Genomic DNA, 19117 nt, shown 5'->3' on the forward strand with positions numbered 1-19117 from the left:
CCCCAGCGTCAAACCAGACGTGCGTGAGGCATCACCCTCTCAGGAGAAGAGTCCACCGATGAGAAACCTGTGGATGGCATTGAGCTGCGCCGTCTTGTTGACCGGCTATGGCGGCGCACGGGCATCGCAACAGCAGGGGAAGCCACACAGCACCCTTCGAGGTGTCCTGTCGACGGGTGGGGCCTATACCGTGGCGCTGGATGCGAAGGGCACCGTCTGGAGCTGGGGCACCAACGGGTTTGGCCAGCTCGGGGACGGAACGACACAACCGCGTGCCCTGCCGGCCGCGCTCGAGACCATTGATCGGGTGAAGTTCATCGAGACGGGCTACTCGCACACCCTGGCGTTGCGCGAGGATGGCACCGTCTGGAGCTGGGGCGCCAACGGGTATGGCCCGCTCGGACGGCCCGCCACCCGCTCCGAGCCCACCCCCACGCAGGTGCCAGGGCTCACGGGTGGAGTGGCCGTCGCAGCCGGCGGCTACCATTCCCTGATGCTGCGAGGGGATGGCACCGTCTGGAGCTGGGGCTACAACGCGACGGGCCAGCTCGGACGGAGCACGCCCACGTCCTTCGATGCCACTCCCACGCAGGTGCCGGGCCTCACGAACGTGGTAGCGCTCTCCGCCGGCTCTGACAATGCCCTGGCGCTGCGCGCGGATGGCACCGTCTGGAGTTGGGGTAACAACGGGAATGGCCAGCTCGGACGGAGCACGCCCACGCGTTTCGACCCCATCCCCACGCAGGTGCCGGGCCTCACCGGCATCATGGCCCTCTCGGCCGGTTCCGGGCATGCCTTGGCGGTACGGAGAGATGGCATCCTCTGGGCCTGGGGCACCAACAGTTACCGCCAGCTCGGGTTCCCCGAAGCCACCTCCTCCAACCCCACCCCGAGGCAGGTGCCAGCACTCACGGACGTGGTGGATGCCGCGGCCGGCTCGTCCTTGTCCCTGGTGCGGCGCGCGGACGGCTCCGTCTGGGCCTGGGGCCTCGACCCCTCCGTGGTGGTCCCCTGGGAAGGCGACGCCACTCCACGGCGGCTGGACGGGCCGAAGCACGTGATCGCCCTGGCAGCGGGTGGACCGGCCCTGATGCTGGACAAGAACGGCACCCTCTGGGGTTGGGGTTGGAACAGCTCCGGTGCGCTCGGGACCGGGACGAACATCCGGAGCACGCCGGTGCGGGTGAAGGATCTATCGGGGATCGTGAGCCTCTCGGCCAGCACGTACTTCTCCCTGGCGCTGCGCGAGGACGGCACTGTCTGGGGTTGGGGTGACAACCGGTACTACCAGCTCAGCCCGTGGCAGCCCGAGCTCCAGGCGACTCCGACCCAGGTGATGGGCGTCCCGAAGGCGGTGGCCATCGCGACCGGTGCCGTGCACGCCCTGGCGGTGGCCGAGGACGGCTCCGTCTGGGGCTGGGGCGACAACAGTGACGGCCAGTTCGGACCGATCATTCCCACCACCAGTCCGGTGGTCCAGGTGGAGGGTCTCTCGGGGATGGTGGCCGTTACGGCCGGTTTCCAGTTCTCCCTGGCACTGCGCGAGGACGGCACCGTCTGGGGCCTGGGCCGCAACGGCAGCGGGCAGCTCGGATGGCCCGATGACTTCGACATCCACACCACTCCGCGGCAGGTGCCGGATCTCACGGACGTGGTGACGCTCTCGGCCGGGGCTGTCCATGCCCTGGCGCTGCGAGAGGATGGCACCGTCTGGGCCTGGGGCGTCAACCAACAGGGCCAGCTCGGGGTCGACACATCGTTGGCGTCCCGGCACACCCCGGCCCCCGTGCCGGGCCTCACGGACGTGGTGGCGATCTCCGCGACACAGGGTTCCAACCTGGCCCTGCGAAGGGATGGCACCGTCTGGGGCTGGGGCGACAACAGCCTGGGCCAGCTCGGGGATGGCACGCGGATCTCCCGGCACACCCCTGCTCCCGTGGCGGGCCTCACGAACGTGGTGGGCCTCATGAGCACCTTCTACGGCACCTCTCTGGTGGTGCGCCGGGACGGCACGGTCTGGGGCTTCGGCCACAACGACATGGGCGTGCTCGCCAACACGGCCCAGCAGTTCTACACCACCCCCGTCCGGCTTCCGGCGCTCGCGAGGGTGAAGGCGCTCTCGGCGGGCATGGGGACCGGCTATGCCCTGCGCGAGGACGGAACCGTCCGTGCCTGGGGAAGCAACGCGTATGACCAGATAGGCGACGGGGTGTCGAGCGTCCATTCCACCCCTGTCCGGGTGCGACTGCCCTGCCGCTTCACGGCCATGACGTCCCGGGACCACCGCGCCCCGGAAGCGAGGCACTGCCCGGCCATGCCCTGAGCACACCTCGGACGCCTCCTGTTCACACGGGCGAGGAGGCGTCCACAGGCCTCGGCCAGGAGCGCTCAGCGGCCCTGGATGGAGTCCCGCAGGGCGGAGATGAGCGTCTCGTAGCGCAGGGGCTTGCCGAGCACGCGCCGGACCCCCAGGGAGCGGGCGGCCTCGGAGGCCAGCGAGTTCACCTGCCCCGTCACCACCAGCACCGGCGAGCCCGGCCGGAGCTCACGGGCCGCGCGCACCACGTCCAGCCCATGCCCTCCGGGCAGCACCACGTCCGTGATGACCGCGTCGAAGAGCTCGCCGCGCAGGCGCCGGACAGCCTCGTCCGGCTCGCACAGGCCCACCGTGACGTAGCCGTCCATGGACAGGAGATCACACAGCGCGCCCATGGCCACGGGCTCGCCGTCCACCACCAGGATGCGCCTCACGGCATTCTCGGTGCTCATCGCCCGACCCACGGTGGGGGCCGGACATTGCCCGGGCGGCGCCCGGTGGCCACGGGTAGCGGGAAGGCCAGCTCCAGGGCATCCGCCGCGTCCGCCAGCGGCCCATGAGCGGCCTCGATGCGCGCGAACTTCGCCCGCACCCGCTCCATCACGTCCGCCGGGAGCAGCCGCCGCACCATGGGGAAGAACCGCACCTCCTCCGCCTCCGTGTGGCCCCGGTGCAGGCGCACGTAGCGCTCGGCGATGGCGAACATCTCCTCGGGCAGCAGGATGCCCTCCGTCACCGCCCGGACCGCCGCGCGCAGCTCCGCCGCCAGCTCCCGCCCCAACGCGTGTTGCCCCGAGAGCGCCGCCAACACGCCCGCTCCCGGCGGCAGTCCGCGCGAGGAGAGGGCCTGGAAGACCTCGTCCTCCTTGGCGTCATGACTGCCGTCCACGAAGGTGACGAGGAACTGCGCGGCACGCTCGAAGAGCACCGGCGACACATCTCCTCCTCCGCGTCCGTACTCCACGGCCCGCTCGAGCACGTCCATGACGCGCTCGATGTGGCGGTGTTCATTCATGAGGATGTCGATGGCGTCCATGCTCAGACCGTCCGGGAGAAGCGGGGCCGCTCGGCCCGGCGCAGGTAGGCGTCGAACACCATCGCCACGTTGCGCACGAACAGCCGCCCCAAGGGGGTGACCTCGAGCTGGCTCCCCTCCCGCCGAACCAGCCCATCGTCTTCCAGCGGCCGCAGCCGCTCCAATTCCAGCGCGAAGTCGCGCGTGCCGTCCTCGCCCAGGTCCACCCAGAAGTTGCACATGAGCTGGGTGATGATGGCGCGGCGCCGCCGGTCGTCCTCGGTGAGCTGGATGCCACGCTCGGTGGCGAAGCGGCCCTCGCGCACGCGCTCGTAGTAGTACGGCAGGGCGCGGACGTTCTGCGCGTAGGCGCCGCCCACGTCACTGATGCCGGTGGAGCCGAGCGCCACCACGTCCTGTGCCGCCTTCACCGTGTAGCCCTGGAAGTTGCGCCCCAGGGCGCGCCGCTGCTGGGCGAGTGCCAGCTCATCCTCGGGGACGGCGAAGTGATCCATGCCGATGGGCTGGTAGCCCGCGTCCACGAAGGCGGCCCAGGCGGCGCGGAATAGCCCCTGCTTGGTGCGCGCGTCCGGCAGGGCCTCGGCCGGCATGCGCTTCTGGTGCTTGAGCACGTCCGGAATGAAGGCGAAGGAGTACACGGCGAGCCGGTCCGGCCGCAGCTCCAGGATTTGGTCGAGCGTGCGAGCCCAGCTCTCCGGGTTCTGGTACGGCAGCCCGTAGATGAGATCGAAGTTCACGCCGGAGAAGCCCAGATTCCGGGCGTGGTCCAGCAGCTCCCGCGTCTGCGAGAAGGGCTGGTGGCGATTCGTGACCTCCTGCACCTTCGGATCGAAGTCCTGCAACCCCATGGAGACGCGGTTGAAGCCGAGCTCCCGCAGCAGGGTGAGCTGTCCGGGCGTGGTGATGGCCGGGTGGACCTCGATGGCAACCTCCGCGTCGGACAGCGGCGAGAGATGCCGGGTGATGCCGCTCCACAGGCGCTCCAATTGCCGCTCGTTCAGGAAGGTGGGAGTGCCCCCGCCCCAGTGCACCTGCGACAACTTACGGCGACGGCCCAGCCGGGCCACCACCTGCTCCAGCTCCAGGAGGACATGGTCGACGTAGACGTCCGCCGCGCGCTTGTCCTGGGAGACGACCACGTTGCACCCGCAGTACCAGCAGAGGCTGCGGCAGAACGGCAGGTGCACGTAAAGAGAGAGGGGCTCGCCGGCGCCCACACTGGCCGCCACGTCGAGCCGCTCGGCGTAGCGCTCGGTGCCGAAGTCCTGCTTCCACTCGGGCACGGTGGGGTAGCTGGTGTAGCGGGGGCCGGCGACGTCATAGCGCCGCATCAGCTCTTCGGAGGGAGTGGGGATGTGCGGAGACGAGACCATCGGTTCCCTCCCCCAATCCAAGCACCGTGCCAGCGGCCCTCCCTCGGAAGAGCCCGTCCCGGCAGGGATTCCGGGTGCAAGGGCTGCGTCCAGGCGCAAGGGTTGCGCTCAACGCCCCACGGCCGGCTCACCTGCCTGTCCCAGGAAGCAGGCCTCCTGCCTGCCTGCTCGCCTGCACGGACTGTGACCCCAACGGTTTCGATTCCCACTGCTCTCGGAGGATGTCCATCACGTCCTCCTCCTCGGGGAGCCCGGCCACCACGCCGTCCGCGGCCACGCGGTCGTGGCCACCTTCCGGCAGGCCGGACACCAGCGCGGTGCCCAGAAACACCACCGGCCACATGTTCCTCAGGAGCGACAACTCATTCCGCATGGGTTCTCCCTCGCTTCGTGCCGGCGACAGGCGCCCGGGCTCATGGAGGCCATTGCCGTGTGCCAGAGGCTCAAAGCAGCAGCCGTGCCAGGAAACCCGGGTGGCCAGGCCCTTGGAATCCGGTGGATCTCTCCTGGCGTGAGCGCGAGAGGTGACGTTTTTCGTACGTGGCGGTGACGAATCCCGGCGGTGCTCGCCATACTCGCGGATTCCACCCCCCTCGCGTACAGACGCGAAAGGAGTTCCCCATGAAGAGTGCCGTGAGCATGGTCGTGTCACTGGCCGCCAGCCTGCTGCTGGCCTGTGGTGCTGGAGCGTCCGCGGATGAGCCCTCCACCACCTCCTCGCCCGCCGGAGACGAGCAGGGTGCCGTGACCGCGGCCGCCCCGGTCTGCGGCGATGGCATCTGCGCCCCTATCGAGCGGCTCAACTGCCCCGCGGACTGTCCCAATGGGACCTGCGGCGACGGCGTCTGCTGCAACGGAGAGACCACTCTGTCTTGTCCCTCGGACTGCCCCCGGGACGTGCCCTACTGCTACAAGAACATCATGGCCAGCACGCCCGACACCGAGGCGCCCTCCACTTCCCGCTCAGCCAGGTGAAGCACGAAGGGCCTCCGCTCCCTGAGCCGGAGCGTGAGGCCCTCCGCCCGGGAAACGCGAGCGCACGTGAACACCAAGAAGCCCATGGCCCCACGGACAATGAGCACGACAGGTGTGAGATGCCTGGGTGCGCTGCTGGTGGCAGAGTTCTTGATTCTGGGCGTCTCGTCATTGCACACGGGCCCCAGCTACCTCCGCTTGCTCAACGACTTCGGAGCATATCCGCCGCCGTTGGGACTGCGAATCGTCTCGTCCGGGTGGTGGCTGGCGAGCTGGTGGACCCTGCTGGGAGGTGCCGCGCTCTGGAGTCTCTGGTGGAAGCGAGCCCGGGCACGCACGGTCCTGGGCACCACGATCGGAATGGCGGCTCTCGCGTGCGGCTTTGCCCTCTGGACGATGCATCATCTCCCCATCATCTGGGGGTGCCCGGTGGGGCCCATCCGCTGAGCACACCATCACTCCATCAGGAGCCGCACCGTGGCCCTTCCCTTCCGCTTCCGATGGCCGATGCCCGCCTGGGCGACGTGGGCCCTGGTGGTCTGCGTCGTCGCCGCCTCGCGGTGGTTGCTTCCGCACGTCACGGTCTGTCACCCAGGCCCGGAGGCACGGGCTCCTCTCGAAGTGACCGACCCGGACGGCCGTACGGTCCGGGGACGGCTGGCGAATACCCTTCTGTGGCTCGAAGTGGACGAAGAAGAGGTTCGCTGGCAGATCTTCCAGGACGATTTCAGCTTCGACGCGCAAGGGAAGCTCGACCCGGACGGCCGCATCGTCGACCGGACGAGGAATGCCGCCGTCGTCGATTACGGCACCCCGGGAGCCATGGTGCTCCGAAAGGATCGATGGGGGCTTCCCTCCTCGTTGTACCTCGATGACATGCTCTGCCTCGAGAACACCTTCCCCTGCCAATCCGTGGGGAGAGCGAGCCTCGAGCTTCCGTTGAGCTGTGGACCGCGCCCGCGCTGGGCCTTCAAGGGGCTGTCCGCGCTCGACTACCTCGGAGTGGCTCTCTTTGTCGTTCCACCACCTTTCGTGGTGGCTCTGGGGCTGATCGTGGGATTGTTCTTTTCAATCTTCGAGGCCCGTGCCGCTCGTCGCTTCACGCGAGGGCACTGGTGGGCGATGGCCGCGCTGTTCACGCGTGTTCTACTTCCGGTGGTAGCGGCCGGTTCCATCTCCGAGGTGAGCTGGGGTTGGTCGCTCTCGGTGTGGATGTCCGTCGACACGGACGCCGGGCGGAATCCCTTCATCCTGCTCCGCCTGGGATGCTTGGGGTTGGGTCAGCTCCTCGCGGCCGGGGGAGTCGCTTTCAGACGGGAGGATGTCCCCAGCGGCTCGATGCGCGCCGCTCCCCCGGTTCCCGTGCTGCTGGTGCTCACGGCGGTGTTCGGGCTCGTGCTCATGCAGCGCGTCGACCCGGCGCTGCTGGCTGAAGACCCCAGGGCGCGAGCATTGAAGATGCTCTCGACGTGGGGCCTGCTCTACCTCTCCGTTCCCGTCCTGCTCTGGCTCATCATTCCCCGGCCACTCCGCCGCCATCTCCGCCTCGGGGGTTTCGCGACGGTGATCTTCGTGTTGGGTCAATTGATGGTGAGGAAGGAGACCCACATCCAGCTACTCAATGTCTTCTTCGGGGTCGAATCCTGGGGTGGGCGGGGAGCGCACGAGGAGTTCTCCCAACTCGAGGCCCGGCTCGCCTCGTGGATGCTCCTGGGCCTCGTGATGGGCGGCACCGCGTTGATCGTGAGCGTCTCGAACCTCTTATCCCGAGCAGCGAGCGCACCCGAGGGGCGAGGAAGTCATTGAGCCGGTGTTTGGTTGCCCAGGATGACCCGCGCGCGTTCGAGCGCGGAGGAGGGAATCTCGAGCCCGTGTTCGCTCGCGAATCGCCTGGCCTTTCCCGGGTCCGCGAGGATTTTCGAGAACCAGAGCTCTTCCTCAGGACAGATGGGGATCCCGTCTACCCATTGCGCACGCCCGATGAGGACGTCCGCATCGAGACGGGCGTTCTCGTAGGTCGCATCGCATTGCAGTCCGCCGTCGAACTGCGCGCGGACGTAGAAGCGCCCTTCGAGTGCATTGTTCCGATGGGCGAGCTCGAAAGGCTCTCCCCAGGAGGTGACCGGTGCGTTCCGGCTTCGTGCGAAGTGGACGAACGCGAGCAGCGTGTCCATTCCCCGGGCGAGGAGGACGTCGACGTCGGGGAGGCGCGTGCCGGTGAAGTGCGAGGGATGGAGCAGCGCGAGTCCAGTGCTGCCGATGGTGACGAAAGGCACGTTCGACGCGGCGAGCTGCCGCAACAGCGAGCGCGCGTCAGTCATAGCAACCGACGACCTGCGAGTTGGGGACCCAGTCTCCACACAGCTCGCGGGTCGAGTGGAACACGAGCTTTTGCAGCACTCCCGACCCGACGGCGTCCCGGTGTGCGACGTAGCTCGAGCCTTCGAGGGTGACCTCGATGCGGCCGCGCCGGTAACGCTCGTTGTAGTAGTAGTAGCCCGAGGTCACTCCTTCGAGCGTCCATCCCGTGCGCGTGTGGCCCTCCGCATCGAGGATCACATCCATGAGAGCGCGCACGGGGGCGCGGTGGGCGGCGATCCACCGCGTCTCGCGGTTCTCACGGTAGATGTCCCCGAGGACGCTGAGCTCTCGAAACACGACGTTCCCGACGCCGAGCGCTTCGGCCTCGTCCAGATAGTGCTCGACGTGCTCGATCGTGGAGACGCCCTGTGTGTTGAGGATGCACACGAGCTTCACGGGCACGCCTTCCCGTTGCACACGCCGGACGGTCTCGCTGAATACCTCACCGCCACGGATCGGCTGCCCGAGCCCGAAGCGCATGATGCGTTGGTTGAGCTTCTCGTCGAAATGGGCCCGGGAAAGCTCGGCGCGATCGAAGCGGGCGCGGGCGAGCGCTGGCACCAGGCGCTCGTCGGTCGCGAGTCCCGAGCCGTTGCTGTAGAGCACACGCTCGGCGAAGAGCGCGCTGTGCACGTCGAGCAGTGAGAGCAGGCGCAGGAGCCACTCGGGCTCGGAGGTCGCTTCGAGTCCGCTGAGACTGAGCCCCATCTCGAAGCCACGAAGCTCGCTCCACGCGCGATCGAGCGCCGCGAAATAGCGGTCGTAGCCGGAGATGGTCGTGTGGGCGGAGAGGCGCGTCGCGTCGATGCGCGCGAGCTCCTCGGAGCAAAATGCGCAGTGCGCGTTGCAGCGCGTGGGATTGGCGTAGGGCGTGAACGTGAGCCCTGGCCGGAGCAGCCAGCGGCGGCCGAGCAGGACGCGCTCGACGGGAGCGCGCGGGGTGAAGGTGTGCCAGCGTCCGTCACGGAATTCACCGGGGTGGGTGATGCTCGAGGCGTGGCGGAACTGATTCGGGCTGAAGCGCTCGGAGCTCATCGGAGGTGCTGGTTCAGGACCGTGTTGGCCATGGCGACGCCGAGCGTTCGCGGCGGGGTGAAGGATTCGCGTGAGTGCCCGTAGCGGATGTTGTCGCAGAGCAGGATGTCGCCTGCTTCGTAGTGAAGGCCCTCGCGCGTCGCGAGAAACGCGCCGAGCAGGAGGTCGACCTCGTCATCGTCGAGCTCGCGGCCGTTTCCGAGGGGATAGCGCCGGTGTCCGTTGACGATGGACGGGGGGTCGAGGGCGATTCGCGGAAAGAACATCGTCTCGCGCCCGCTCGATGGATCCACGTAGAAGCCCGGGACACGGACGCGTGTCATCAAGGTGAAGCAGGGCTCACCCGAGGAGGTGGGCTCGTCGATCCACCAGCACTCGTCGAATTGCTGCGTCGAGGCCCGGCAGCGCGCTTCGGCTTCGTCGCGGGATGCGGTCTCGAAGCGGTCCTGCCACGAGCGGAAGAAATTCCTGTGCTTCTCGGGGTGCCGCTCGTCGACGAAGCCCATCTCGATGAGCATTCCGTGCTCGCGCAGGGCGCGGAGCAGGGCTTCACCCTGGGGGCCTCGTGAACGAAGCCAGCGCTCCATCCCATCGGCTTCGTGCAAGAACGTGCGTCCTCCCTGCGAGATGGGGCACTCACTGGCGGAGAAGAAGAGCAGGCTCGCGGGCATGTGCCGCTGGTAGAGCACCTCGTTGTGCGGGAGCAGCCAGAGGTGCGCGGGGTACTCGTCGGTGGCGCGGAGCTCGCGCGAGATGGCTTTGCGCGCGGTGCGGCCGCTGTGCATTCCTCCCCAGGCGAAGCTCGACTCGCGGCCGAAGCCGAGGGACTCGAGAACGCGCCCATCGAGCTGTCCGGGCCCGAGGAGCGAGAGGCCGCTGTTGCGGATATGCAGCGCTCCGTGGCGGGCGAATTCACGGCGAGTGGCTTCGATCGCCCCCGCGTCGAGCGCCCCCCCGGCGTCGAACGTGCGGACGCTGAACAGCTCGTCACGCCGCACGAACGCGGGTGCGATGGCGTAACGCTGGGACGGATCCGAGGCGGTGCTGGCGAAGCGGGCAAGCGGAGGAACCAGCTTCGCTCTCGCCTCTTCCCGCTGCTGCCGTGCCTGCCCGGTGCGGTCGTCCCAGAGCTCGCCTCCCATGGCGACGTAGACCTCCCGGCCGCCCTCGAAGCTCTCCCGGGAGTGTCCGTAGCGGAGGTTGTCGAAGAGGACGAGGTCCCCGTCGTTCCAATGAATGCCCTCGCGAGATTGGAGGTACGCCCTGATGAGGGCCTCGCGCTCATCGCCGCTGAGCTCTTCGCCGTTGCTGAGCATGAAGCGCCGGTACCCGTTCTTCGCGCCCGGCGGATCCATCGCGATGCGTGGAAAGCGCAGGTACCTCCGCCCATCGCCCGGATCGGACCAGAACGCGCTGATCGTGATGCGCGTCATCAGGGTGGGGTGCGCGTGCTCGCCTGGGTCGTCGCGAAACCAGCACTCGTCGTATTCGAGTGTCTTCGCCCGTGCGCGAGCGAGCGCTTCGCCGGGGGAGTCAGTGCCGAAGCGCTCCTGCCACGATTGAAAGTAGTTGGCGCTCTTCAGGGGGTGCGCGCGATGGAGGAAGCCCGTCTCGATCACCAGCCCGAAGCGCTCGAGCTTGTCGACGAGCGTCCGTCCCACGTGGCCCGTCTCACGGAGCAGGGGGACGATGGCGTCCGCGCGATGGACGAAGGTGCGGCCACCCTTCGAGGGAGCGCGATGGCAATAGAACAGCACCCGGCGCGGAGAGCAGCGCTGGTATTGCACCTCGTTGTTGGGCAGCAGGTAGAGCTCGGGCGGATAGAAATCCATCCGTCGAAGGCCGGGTTCGACCCACTTCTTCTGCCACGCTTCGCTGGTGCGCCCGCCCGCGGTGAACTGCTCGTGCGGAGCGAAGCCGAGCTCGCACATCGCACGGAGGGTGTCGTCGACACCGCGGAGCCCCGTGCGGCGAACGTGCACCGCGCCAAACTGCTCGAGCGCCGCGCGAATCGATGCGAGCTTGCCGGCATCGAGCAGGCCGTGGGCATCGAACGTCCTGGCACTGAAGCGCTCGGGGTGCATCGCCGCGGAGCGAGCGCGCCATTTCTCCCATGAATCGTCCACGGCGATGATTTGTACCACAGTCAACACATGACGGCACCCGGTGCCAGCGGGGCTGTCCAGGGTTGCGCTACGGCCGCTCCACCCCTCCGTCTCCGGCCGCCGCTTCCGGGGCAGGCTCGCGGCAGAAGGAGAGCCGCTCCTTCAGCACGTCGAGCGGCAGGGCCACCTCCAGCCGGAACTCGGCCCCGTCTGGCTGCACGCGCGCGAAGTCGAGCAGCTTCGCCACTTCCTCCTGCCCCTCGCTCTGCGCACGCATGCGCGCGAGTGCGAGCGCCCCGCCCAGACTCTTGCCCAGATCCGTGACCGCCTGCTCGTCCTCGCCCTTCACGTCCGCCACCACCGCCACGTCTCCGCGTGCGTCCACGTGCAACTCCACCGCGCCCGCGGCGCGCACCAGCTGCTCGGCGATCTCGCGCTGGTCCGGCGGGAGGACGCTCGCGATGGTGCGGGTCGCGATAACGCCGTACACCTCGCCGTACGTCGCGGTCTCGCCGAGCACCGGCGGCTCCTGCGGGCCACGCCCCTCCACCCGGTCGATGACGTCGCGCACCCCGTCGCGGTCCCGGCCCACGACGATCATCTGGTTGCCCCACGTCGCGAACGTGGGCCCGCCGCCGCGCCCTACCCCGCCGTCGGCGAGCACCGGCGCGGACGGGGGCTCGTAGATGCGCGCGGAGTCGCCGTAACCCGAGCGCCCGTGCTGCCCGAGCAGCTCATCGGTCTTCGCCTTGCCGAAGTTGCCCGACAGCACCAGGCCCTCGTCGGTGATGGCGAGCCGATCCAGGTCCGTGAGCGGATCGATGCCCGTGCGCTCCTTGAGTTGCTGTAACTGCTTGCCGCCGTCGCGATAGAGGCACTCGAGCAGCAGCTCGCCGATGGGCGAGTGGCGAAGGGCGTTGGCCTCCAGCACCACGGCTGTCTTGCCCTTGCCGCGCGGCAGTGCCGCGAGCAGCGGATCCGAAGCCCCCTGGGGCCCGGCGTCCGGCGCCGGGACCACCCAGGTACGCCGCGCCTGCGCGCGCGTCTTCTCCTCCGCGCGCAGCCGGCGCGGGAACTCCACCGGCGGCCGCCTGCTCTCGCTGAGCGCCTCCTCGCCCTGTCCGAACCACATCAGCAGCGCCGCGGCGGAGAACAGCACCACGGCGAGCACCATGAACCGCGAGCCTCGCGTCTTCATCTAGTAGTCCTTCCGTTCGAAGTGCCAGAGGCCGAGCGCGAGCGCGCCCATGCCGAAGAGACCCACGCCCGCGAGCACCGCGCCCAGAGAGCGCTGCTCGAGGGGGATGGAGGCGGCGATGTAAGCCGATGCGTTGGCGAGCGAGCTGAGGCGGGGCAGGAAGAGCGTGAGCAGCTCGAAGCCCGTGCGGCTCACCCCCTCCTCGAGCACCGGCGCGATGCTGCGCCGGAAGCCGGCGATGACGCCCAGCACCAGGAACACGCCGCCCGCGGCCGCACACAGCGCCGCGCTGCGCACCAGCGTCGCGCAGGTGAGCATCACCGCATACACCGCCGCGTACGCCACGCACGCGAGCAGCGCCGCGATGAGCGGCCCCACCGTCCAGTACCCCGTCTTGACGCCGAAGATGAGCCACAGGCCGCCCGCCCCGTACGCCGCACCGCCCACCGCCAGCGTCATCACGCCCACGAACGTGCCGGCCAGCACCTGCCAGCGGCGCACCGGCAGGGCGAGCAGATGCTCGATGCGGCCGGGCGACAGAAGGCCAGGCGCGAAGTCCGAGCACGCCACCAGGCCGAAGAGGATGCCGCCGTAGAACACCAGCCAGGCGGTGGCCATGTAGAGCGGCCGCAGCGCCATGTCGACGGCCCGGATGCTGAAGTCCAGGGACTGGCCGAACAGCCGCGTGGCGGCGAGCGCGCCGTCCAGGACCTCGATGCGCAGCGACAACGTGAGTGTGAGGAGCAACAGCGTGATGCCCACCAGGAAGGCGAGGATGAACTTGCGGCTCAGCGCCTCGCGCAAGACGTAGCCCGCGATGCCCAGGACGCCGTTCATGCCGCCACCCCCGCGCCCACCGCGTCCGTCAGCACCGCCTCGAGGTCCTGCGCATCGCGCCGCAACTCCACCAGCAGCGCGCCGCCCGCGAGCGCCTGGCTCAGGGCCACGTTGAGCGCCGCGGCGTCTGGCGTCCCGAGGGCCCAGCGTCCGTCGCCATCGTCGCCAGCGGGCGTGAAGCCCGCGGCCCGCAGCACCTGCTCGCTCGCGCCCGGTGCGAAGCGCACCGACCAGCGGTGCCCGATGCGCTGCAAATCCTCCAGCCGCCCCTCGCGCAGCACCCGGCCCTCGCCGAGGATGGCGATGCGGTCGCACACGCGCTCCGTCTCCGCCAGCAGATGGGAGTTGAGGAAGAGGGTGGCGCCGCGGCGCACCTCGTCCTGCAGGATGCGGCGCACCTCCATGCGGCCCATGGGGTCGATGCCGTCCGTGGGCTCGTCGAGGATGAGCAGCTCCGGCTCACCCAGCAGCGCCGCGGCGAGCCCGAGCCGCTGCCGCATGCCCTTGGAATAGCCCCCGATGCGCCGGTCCGCCGCGTCGGCCAGGCCCACGCGCTCGAGCAGGCGCGCATGGGCGGCCCCATCGCGCCGCAGGTTCTTCAGCCGCGCCACCGTGTTCAGGAAGGCGGTGGCCGTCCACGCCCCCGGCAGGTGCAGGCGCTCGGGCAGGTAGCCGATGCGCGCGCGCACCGCGGGGTCCTCGGGGTCGCCGCCGAGCACCCGCACCTCGCCCCCCGTGGGCCGCACGATGCCGAGCACCGACTTGATGAACGTCGTCTTGCCCGCGCCGTTGGGCCCGATGAGCCCGAACGAGCTGCCCACCGGCACGTGCAGGTCCACGCCCGCGAGCGCGACCTGACCCGCGCGGCGCCAGCCCTTGCCATACGTCTTCTTGAGCCCCACGACCTCGATGGCATGCATGTCGAGGGACTGTAGGCGCTCGCATCGCGGCGCCTCGTGACGATGGTCCGGCCGGTCCGGAGGGGTCGCCGACCGGTCCCAACCGCGAAGCGAGCGGCCGGCACCCCGGGGACGAGGAGGGCCGCTGACAGGGCCCTCCCCACCGTGCCGGATGCTCGAACTGCTACTTCGTCGGCGCCACCACCAGCTTGCCGAAGGGCTTGAGCTCCTTCTCGATGACCTTCTTGTCGCCCACGACGACGATGACCATCTTGTCTGGCTTCAGATAGTCCCGGGCCACCTTCTGCACGTCGGCCGGGGTCACCGCGAGGACGTCCTGGATGTAGTTCTCGAGGTAGCTGTCGGGCAGCCCGTGGAAGTCGGCGAAGCGCAGGCGGGCGAGCAGCCCGCCGCGGGCCGAGCTCTGCAGAATGAAGGTGCCCACCACGTAGTTCTTGATGGCCGCCAGCTCCTTCTCACTGGGGGCTTCGGCGCGCAGCCGGTCCACCTCGAGGAAGATTTCCTTCAGCGAGGCGCCGGTGACGTTGGTGGTGACGTCGGCCACCTGGGACCAGTAGGCATCGCGGTAGTGGTTGGTGACCGAGCTGAAGGGCGAGTAGGTGTAGCCCTTCTGCTCGCGGATGTTGCTGGTGATGCGGCTGGCGAAGCTGCCTCCCAGCAGGGAGTTGGTCACCAGGAGCTTCATGGCATCCGGGTGCGAGGGGTCCACCGCCGGCAGCCCCAGCCGGATGGACGACTGCACCGCGCCCGGCCGGTCGACGAGGTACACCGCGCGCTGGGAGACCGGCTTGGGAACGTGATTCACCACCTCCGGCCCCTTCTGCCAGTCGCCGAAAGCCTCGCGGATGGCCTTCTCGGTGGCCTGGCCATCGAACTGGCCCACCACGTAGAGGTGGCTGCGGGCGGCGCTGAAATTGGCGTCGTAGAAGCCGCGCACCTGCTCCAGGGAGTAGCCCTTGAGCTGGGGCTCGGTGGGGTAGAGACGGCCGTAGGGGTGGTCCGGGTAGAGCGCGATGTGGAAGCGCTCCAGGGAGAGCATGCCCGGGCGGCTCTTCTGGATGGTGAGCTCGCGCGCCAGATCGTTGCGCACGCGCTCCAGCTCCGAGGCGGGGAACTTCGGGTGACGGGCCACGTCGGCCACCAGCGCCACGAACTGGGGCGCGAAGTCGGCCAGCACGGTGCCGCCGAAGGTGGTCTCGTCCGCGGAGGCGCCCACGTCCAGGGTGCCTCCCATCCGGGCGGCCTCCTGGGCGAGCTGCTCGGCGCTACGGGAGGTGGTGCCCTCTTGCAGGAGCCGGACGGTGAGATCGGCCAGCCAGGCCTCCTTGGGGCCCTCGTGCACATTGCCGGTGCGCACGGCCAGCTGCACGTCCACCTTGGGCATGTTGCCGTAGGGAACGAGCGTCACCGCCATGCCGTTGGGGAGGGTGAACTCCTGCCGCGGCGGCAGCTTGAATTCCTTGGGGGTACCGGGGGCAGGCGGCGCTTCGCGCGCGGGAGCCGCTGGGGAGGCGCCCAGCGCGCCCGCGAGTACGGTGACGAGAATGCTTGCGTACATGGGTGGTGGCTCCTTCTCAGGACTTGGGCTTCACGACGAGGAGGGTGCGGTTGTCCGGCCTCAGGTACTCCTGGGCCGTCTTCTGGATGAGCTCGGGCGTCACCTTGGCCAGCTCGTCCTCCAGCCGGTTGATGCGCGCGGGGTCGTCATCGAACAGCGCGAAGGAGGCCAGCAGATCCGCCGTGCCGAAGCCGAAGATGCCCTCCATCTGCCCATACAGCTCCGAGCGCGCCTTGATCCGTGCCCGCTCCAGCGTGGCGGCATCCACCGGAGAGGTACGCACCTTCTCGATGGACTCGTCGATGGCGGAGAGCAGCGTCTCGGGCGACTTGTCCGCGTCGTGGTAGAGGGCCAGCGTCCAGAGCATCGGCCCGTTGTAGTTGTACATGTTGCCCAGCAGGTTGGTGCCTCCGGACACGTCACCGGTGAGGCCCTTCTGCTGCACCAGGTTCTGGTAGAGGGCGCTGTCCTTGCCCTCGAGCAGGATCTGGTGGAGCAGCCCCATCGCCCAGTACTCGGGGCTGTTGCGCGGGGGCATGTGGTAGGCGAGCGCGAAAGCGGGCCGCTGGGCCAGGGGGTCCACCTTCTCGGCGCGCTTCATCTTCTCCTGGCGCGGCTCACGGATGTCCGGCTGCGGAGGCTGGGGCACCGAGGGGATGTCATTGAAGTACTTCTTCACCCAGGCGAGCGCCTGCTGGGACTCGAAGTCGCCCACCAGCACCACCACCGCGTTGTTGGGGGCGTAGTAGGTCTTGAAGAAGGCCTGCACGTCCTCGAGGGTGGCGGCGTCCAGGTCCTCGAGGTCGCCGTAGAAGTTGTGGGCGTTGTACCAGTTGCTGTTGGCCAGCTGCGGCATGTCCAGCCAGGGGAAGCCGCCATAGGGCTGGTTGAGCACGTTGACCTTCACCTCGTTCTTCACCACCCCCTGCTGGTTGACGAGGTTCTCCTGCGTCACCGCGAGGCCACGCATGCGGTCGGCCTCGGCCCACAGCATCGTCTCCAGGGCATGGGAGGGAACGATTTCGAAGTAGTTGGTGAAGTCGAAGCGGGTGGAGCCGTTCAGGACTCCGCCGTTGGCCTGCACCAGGCGCACGAACTCCATCTTCCCGAGGTTCTTCGAGCCCTGGAACATCATGTGCTCGAAGAGGTGGGCGAAGCCGGTGCGGTCCTTGGGCTCGATGCGAAAGCCGATGTTGTAATAGACGCCCACCGCCACCTTGGGGGCGCTGGTGTCGCGCGAAAACACCACCTTCAGGCCGTTGTCGAGCTTGTGGTACTCGACCGGCACCTGGAAGCGCCTGGCCCCCTGAGTCGTCGGGGCGGCCTCTGCCGGCGCCGGCGGCGGAGTAGGCTTGGACTCCTGCGCATCCACGGGCTTGTCGGGCTGCACCGTGGCCTGCGGGCCGGTACAGGCCAGGGTCCCCGCCACCAGGCCGGTGGCGGCGAGTCGGGTGAATCTCATCATATCGGTTTCCACTCCCGCGCCGGGGCCCCGGCGCGTCCTGTCGTTGGCACTGCACAACGCCGCCCGAGGGAAAACCCCGCGCGGCCGCCCCCGAACGGCTGGGCGTCTCCTTTGTTCCCAATGCTCAGGGCGGGCTCGGAACGAAGCCGAGCAGGGTCCCGGGAAATTTGTCGGTCACGAGCAGAAAGCCCCGGTCCTCCAGCCGCACCAACCCCTCCCAGTTGCGTGGCGCCTCGTCGGAGAGCCGCAACTGGAGAGGGGGCCGCTCGGTGAGCACGATGCCGGTGGGCCGCACCTGGAGCTCGATGAGCCGTTCCACCTGGGGCTTCCGGGCATGGGTCGGCCCGGTGCCGTACCGGGCCATGAGGGGATCCGGCGCCGGATCGTAGGCGCGAGAGGTTCCTGGAAAGCTGTAGTTCATCACCCAGAACCGGCCCTCCGGGTCCATGGAGGTGGCATCGGTGACGCGGTATTCGATCGCTGGGAACGTGAGCTTGCCGGACGGGGAAAGCGCTCGATCGAAGCTCTCGGCGGCGGGGGCCTGGTTCACACGGGCCCCGTTGGCCTCGTACAGGGCCAGCAGGCGCTCCCCACCCACCACCAGTGTCTCGAAACCCGCGTTCGACACCCCGGCGGGCAGGGCGAGCGAGGCCATGGGCGAAGCCTCGAGCTTCAGCACGCTCAGATCCGGCGCGATGCGGCCGGTCACCAGGAAGCCCTGTCCCGTGCCCCTGCGGGTCTCCACGGACAGATACGCCTGGTCCCCCACGAACCCGATGGCCTCATAACCTTCGAAGCCAGGGATGCGATTCTCGAGGTCACCGCTGTCGAACGGAATGCAGCGGGGCTCGAGCGGCCCTGACGCCGGGTTCTCGAGCCGCGCGAGGACGTCTGCCTTCGCAACGGTGTAGAGGCAGGGAGAGCCGTCGCGCCGCCAGCCGGGATACTGCGGCAGCATGACGAGGTGCTCCCCGTACCAGGCGAGGCCAGAGAGCTCGGCGTTCTCGCTCCCAAGAGCACCACCGAGCGGCAGGAGGGTGACGGCCTGCTCCGGCGCTGTCCCCTGTAACTCCGGAGGCACGTCCGCCAGCGGAACCTTCTGGGCCGGCGTCGAAGCACACCCGGTCAGCAGCAGCGGGAGCAGGAGGGTTCGAATCCTCCCACCCACCCGCCCTCTTTCTCCCCGCATGTCCCGCTCCTTTCGCCTACTTCGCCTGCGCCCGATCCGCGGCCAGCTTGAGCGCGCGCTTCTCCACCCCGCGCACCGTGGCCTCCACGGCGTCCTTCTGGCCCACGCCCGCCAGGAAACCCGGGATGGAGCCGCCCGGCTCCACGATGAAGCGGTAGACGAAGTGCACCCCACCCTCGGCGCGAGGGGTGAAGTACCAGCTGCCCTGGTTGTGACGCAGCCGCACCACTCCCGCGCGCTCCGGCAGGGTGCTGTTGTCCGGCGTCCACTTCTGGTGGAACGCCACCTGTTTGCCCTCCGCGTCCAGCACCGGCAGGTCCAACACCCGGAGCACGTAGTCGCGATCCGAGATGAGGGGGAAGTCCAGCCGCGTATACGTCACCCGGGCGCCATCCGCGCCCCGCGCCAGCAGCCGCGACTCCGTCACGTACGGCATGAAGAGACGGAAGTTGTCATGCTCCGTCAGGGCCGTCTGGACGTCCTGGAGGGTCACCGGCAGCACCCCCTCGGCCCACACCTCACGCCCTCCCGTCACGGCCGTGTAGGGCCGGGCCTTGATGGCGATGTCCCCCGTCGACACCTGCTCCCAGTCCTCCGCCACGGCGCGACCCGCCGCCAACGTACACACCAGAACCGCCACACCCGTCACACTCCGCATGTTCGGCTCCTTCGCTCTCGCCGGATGGGGGCCCATGCCTCCAGAAGCATCGACACTTAGCACCAGCCAGGGCACGAAGGGAGACAACCG

General features: G+C 68.8%; 18 protein-coding genes. 4 read left to right on the plus strand and 14 right to left on the minus strand.

The annotated features are described in order from the left end of the window. Nucleotides 1-58 precede the first annotated feature (58 nt). Complete coding sequence (locus tag BO221_RS29590; RefSeq protein WP_073564057.1) at nucleotides 59-2323, plus strand: hypothetical protein; 2265 nt, start codon at nucleotides 59-61, stop codon at nucleotides 2321-2323. Between the two features lie 65 nt (nucleotides 2324-2388). On the opposite strand, the gene BO221_RS29595 is transcribed toward BO221_RS29590, so the two are convergent. The 4 genes from BO221_RS29595 to BO221_RS29610 all read right to left on the minus strand — a co-directional run bounded on the left by BO221_RS29595 (nucleotide 2389) and on the right by BO221_RS29610 (nucleotide 5099). Next, a complete protein-coding gene (locus BO221_RS29595; RefSeq protein WP_073564059.1) occupies nucleotides 2389-2769 on the minus strand; it encodes a response regulator in 381 nt (126 codons plus the stop codon). Next, the gene (locus BO221_RS29600; RefSeq protein ID WP_073564061.1) at nucleotides 2766-3353 is read right to left on the minus strand and encodes a hemerythrin domain-containing protein; all 588 of its coding nucleotides are present in this window, start codon (nucleotides 3351-3353) and stop codon (nucleotides 2766-2768) included. The genes BO221_RS29595 and BO221_RS29600 overlap by 4 nt, the downstream gene beginning before the upstream one ends. 2 nt (nucleotides 3354-3355) lie before the next feature. Further along, entirely contained in the window at nucleotides 3356-4726 is a 1371-nt protein-coding gene (gene hemN / locus BO221_RS29605; RefSeq protein ID WP_073564063.1) for an oxygen-independent coproporphyrinogen III oxidase, read from the minus strand. A gap of 127 nt (nucleotides 4727-4853) precedes the next feature. After that, nucleotides 4854-5099, minus strand: a complete 246-nt coding sequence (locus BO221_RS29610; protein WP_073564065.1) for a hypothetical protein — start codon at nucleotides 5097-5099, stop codon at nucleotides 4854-4856. Nucleotides 5100-5347: 248 nt separating this feature from the next. On the opposite strand from BO221_RS29610, the gene BO221_RS29615 reads away from it, so the two are divergent. The 3 genes from BO221_RS29615 to BO221_RS29625 all read left to right on the plus strand — a co-directional run bounded on the left by BO221_RS29615 (nucleotide 5348) and on the right by BO221_RS29625 (nucleotide 7507). Continuing rightward, nucleotides 5348-5701: a hypothetical protein gene (locus BO221_RS29615; RefSeq protein ID WP_083681536.1), complete on the plus strand. Its 354-nt coding sequence runs from the start codon at nucleotides 5348-5350 to the stop codon at nucleotides 5699-5701. Nucleotides 5702-5815: 114 nt separating this feature from the next. Continuing rightward, nucleotides 5816-6148: a hypothetical protein gene (locus BO221_RS29620; protein ID WP_073564067.1), complete on the plus strand. Its 333-nt coding sequence runs from the start codon at nucleotides 5816-5818 to the stop codon at nucleotides 6146-6148. A gap of 30 nt (nucleotides 6149-6178) precedes the next feature. After that, nucleotides 6179-7507 carry a hypothetical protein gene (locus BO221_RS29625; protein ID WP_143195764.1) on the plus strand — a complete coding sequence of 443 codons (1329 nt, stop codon included), beginning with the start codon at nucleotides 6179-6181 and terminating at the stop codon, nucleotides 7505-7507. On the opposite strand, the gene BO221_RS29630 is transcribed toward BO221_RS29625, so the two are convergent. From BO221_RS29630 to BO221_RS29675, 10 genes are all read right to left on the minus strand, one after another. Further along, nucleotides 7501-8022 carry a hypothetical protein gene (locus BO221_RS29630; RefSeq protein WP_073564071.1) on the minus strand — a complete coding sequence of 174 codons (522 nt, stop codon included), beginning with the start codon at nucleotides 8020-8022 and terminating at the stop codon, nucleotides 7501-7503. The two genes, BO221_RS29625 and BO221_RS29630, sit on opposite strands and share 7 nt — an antisense overlap. Further along, entirely contained in the window at nucleotides 8015-9097 is a 1083-nt protein-coding gene (locus tag BO221_RS29635; RefSeq protein ID WP_073564073.1) for a hypothetical protein, read from the minus strand. The genes BO221_RS29630 and BO221_RS29635 overlap by 8 nt, the downstream gene beginning before the upstream one ends. Then, entirely contained in the window at nucleotides 9094-11241 is a 2148-nt protein-coding gene (locus BO221_RS29640; protein WP_233166316.1) for a TauD/TfdA family dioxygenase, read from the minus strand. The genes BO221_RS29635 and BO221_RS29640 overlap by 4 nt, the downstream gene beginning before the upstream one ends. A 49-nt stretch (nucleotides 11242-11290) precedes the next feature. Beyond that, nucleotides 11291-12400, minus strand: a complete 1110-nt coding sequence (locus tag BO221_RS29645; protein WP_073564077.1) for a hypothetical protein — start codon at nucleotides 12398-12400, stop codon at nucleotides 11291-11293. Next, nucleotides 12401-13237 carry an ABC transporter permease subunit gene (locus BO221_RS29650; protein ID WP_073564078.1) on the minus strand — a complete coding sequence of 279 codons (837 nt, stop codon included), beginning with the start codon at nucleotides 13235-13237 and terminating at the stop codon, nucleotides 12401-12403. After that, nucleotides 13234-14157 (minus strand): ABC transporter ATP-binding protein, encoded by a 924-nt coding sequence (locus tag BO221_RS29655; protein ID WP_073564080.1) that lies wholly within the window; start codon nucleotides 14155-14157, stop codon nucleotides 13234-13236. The genes BO221_RS29650 and BO221_RS29655 overlap by 4 nt, the downstream gene beginning before the upstream one ends. Nucleotides 14158-14320: 163 nt before the next feature. Beyond that, complete coding sequence (locus tag BO221_RS29660) at nucleotides 14321-15715, minus strand: pitrilysin family protein (protein ID WP_073564081.1); 1395 nt, start codon at nucleotides 15713-15715, stop codon at nucleotides 14321-14323. 16 nt (nucleotides 15716-15731) lie between these two features. Further along, a complete protein-coding gene (locus BO221_RS29665; protein ID WP_233166303.1) occupies nucleotides 15732-17180 on the minus strand; it encodes a pitrilysin family protein in 1449 nt (482 codons plus the stop codon). A gap of 124 nt (nucleotides 17181-17304) precedes the next feature. After that, nucleotides 17305-18369 carry a hypothetical protein gene (locus BO221_RS29670; protein WP_143195766.1) on the minus strand — a complete coding sequence of 355 codons (1065 nt, stop codon included), beginning with the start codon at nucleotides 18367-18369 and terminating at the stop codon, nucleotides 17305-17307. Between the two features lie 16 nt (nucleotides 18370-18385). After that, nucleotides 18386-19027, minus strand: a complete 642-nt coding sequence (locus BO221_RS29675; protein WP_158079937.1) for an SRPBCC family protein — start codon at nucleotides 19025-19027, stop codon at nucleotides 18386-18388. Nucleotides 19028-19117 lie beyond the last annotated feature (90 nt).

This window comes from Archangium sp. Cb G35, from assembly GCF_001896145.1.
In the GTDB taxonomy this organism is placed as follows: Bacteria; Myxococcota; Myxococcia; order Myxococcales; family Myxococcaceae; genus Archangium; species Archangium violaceum.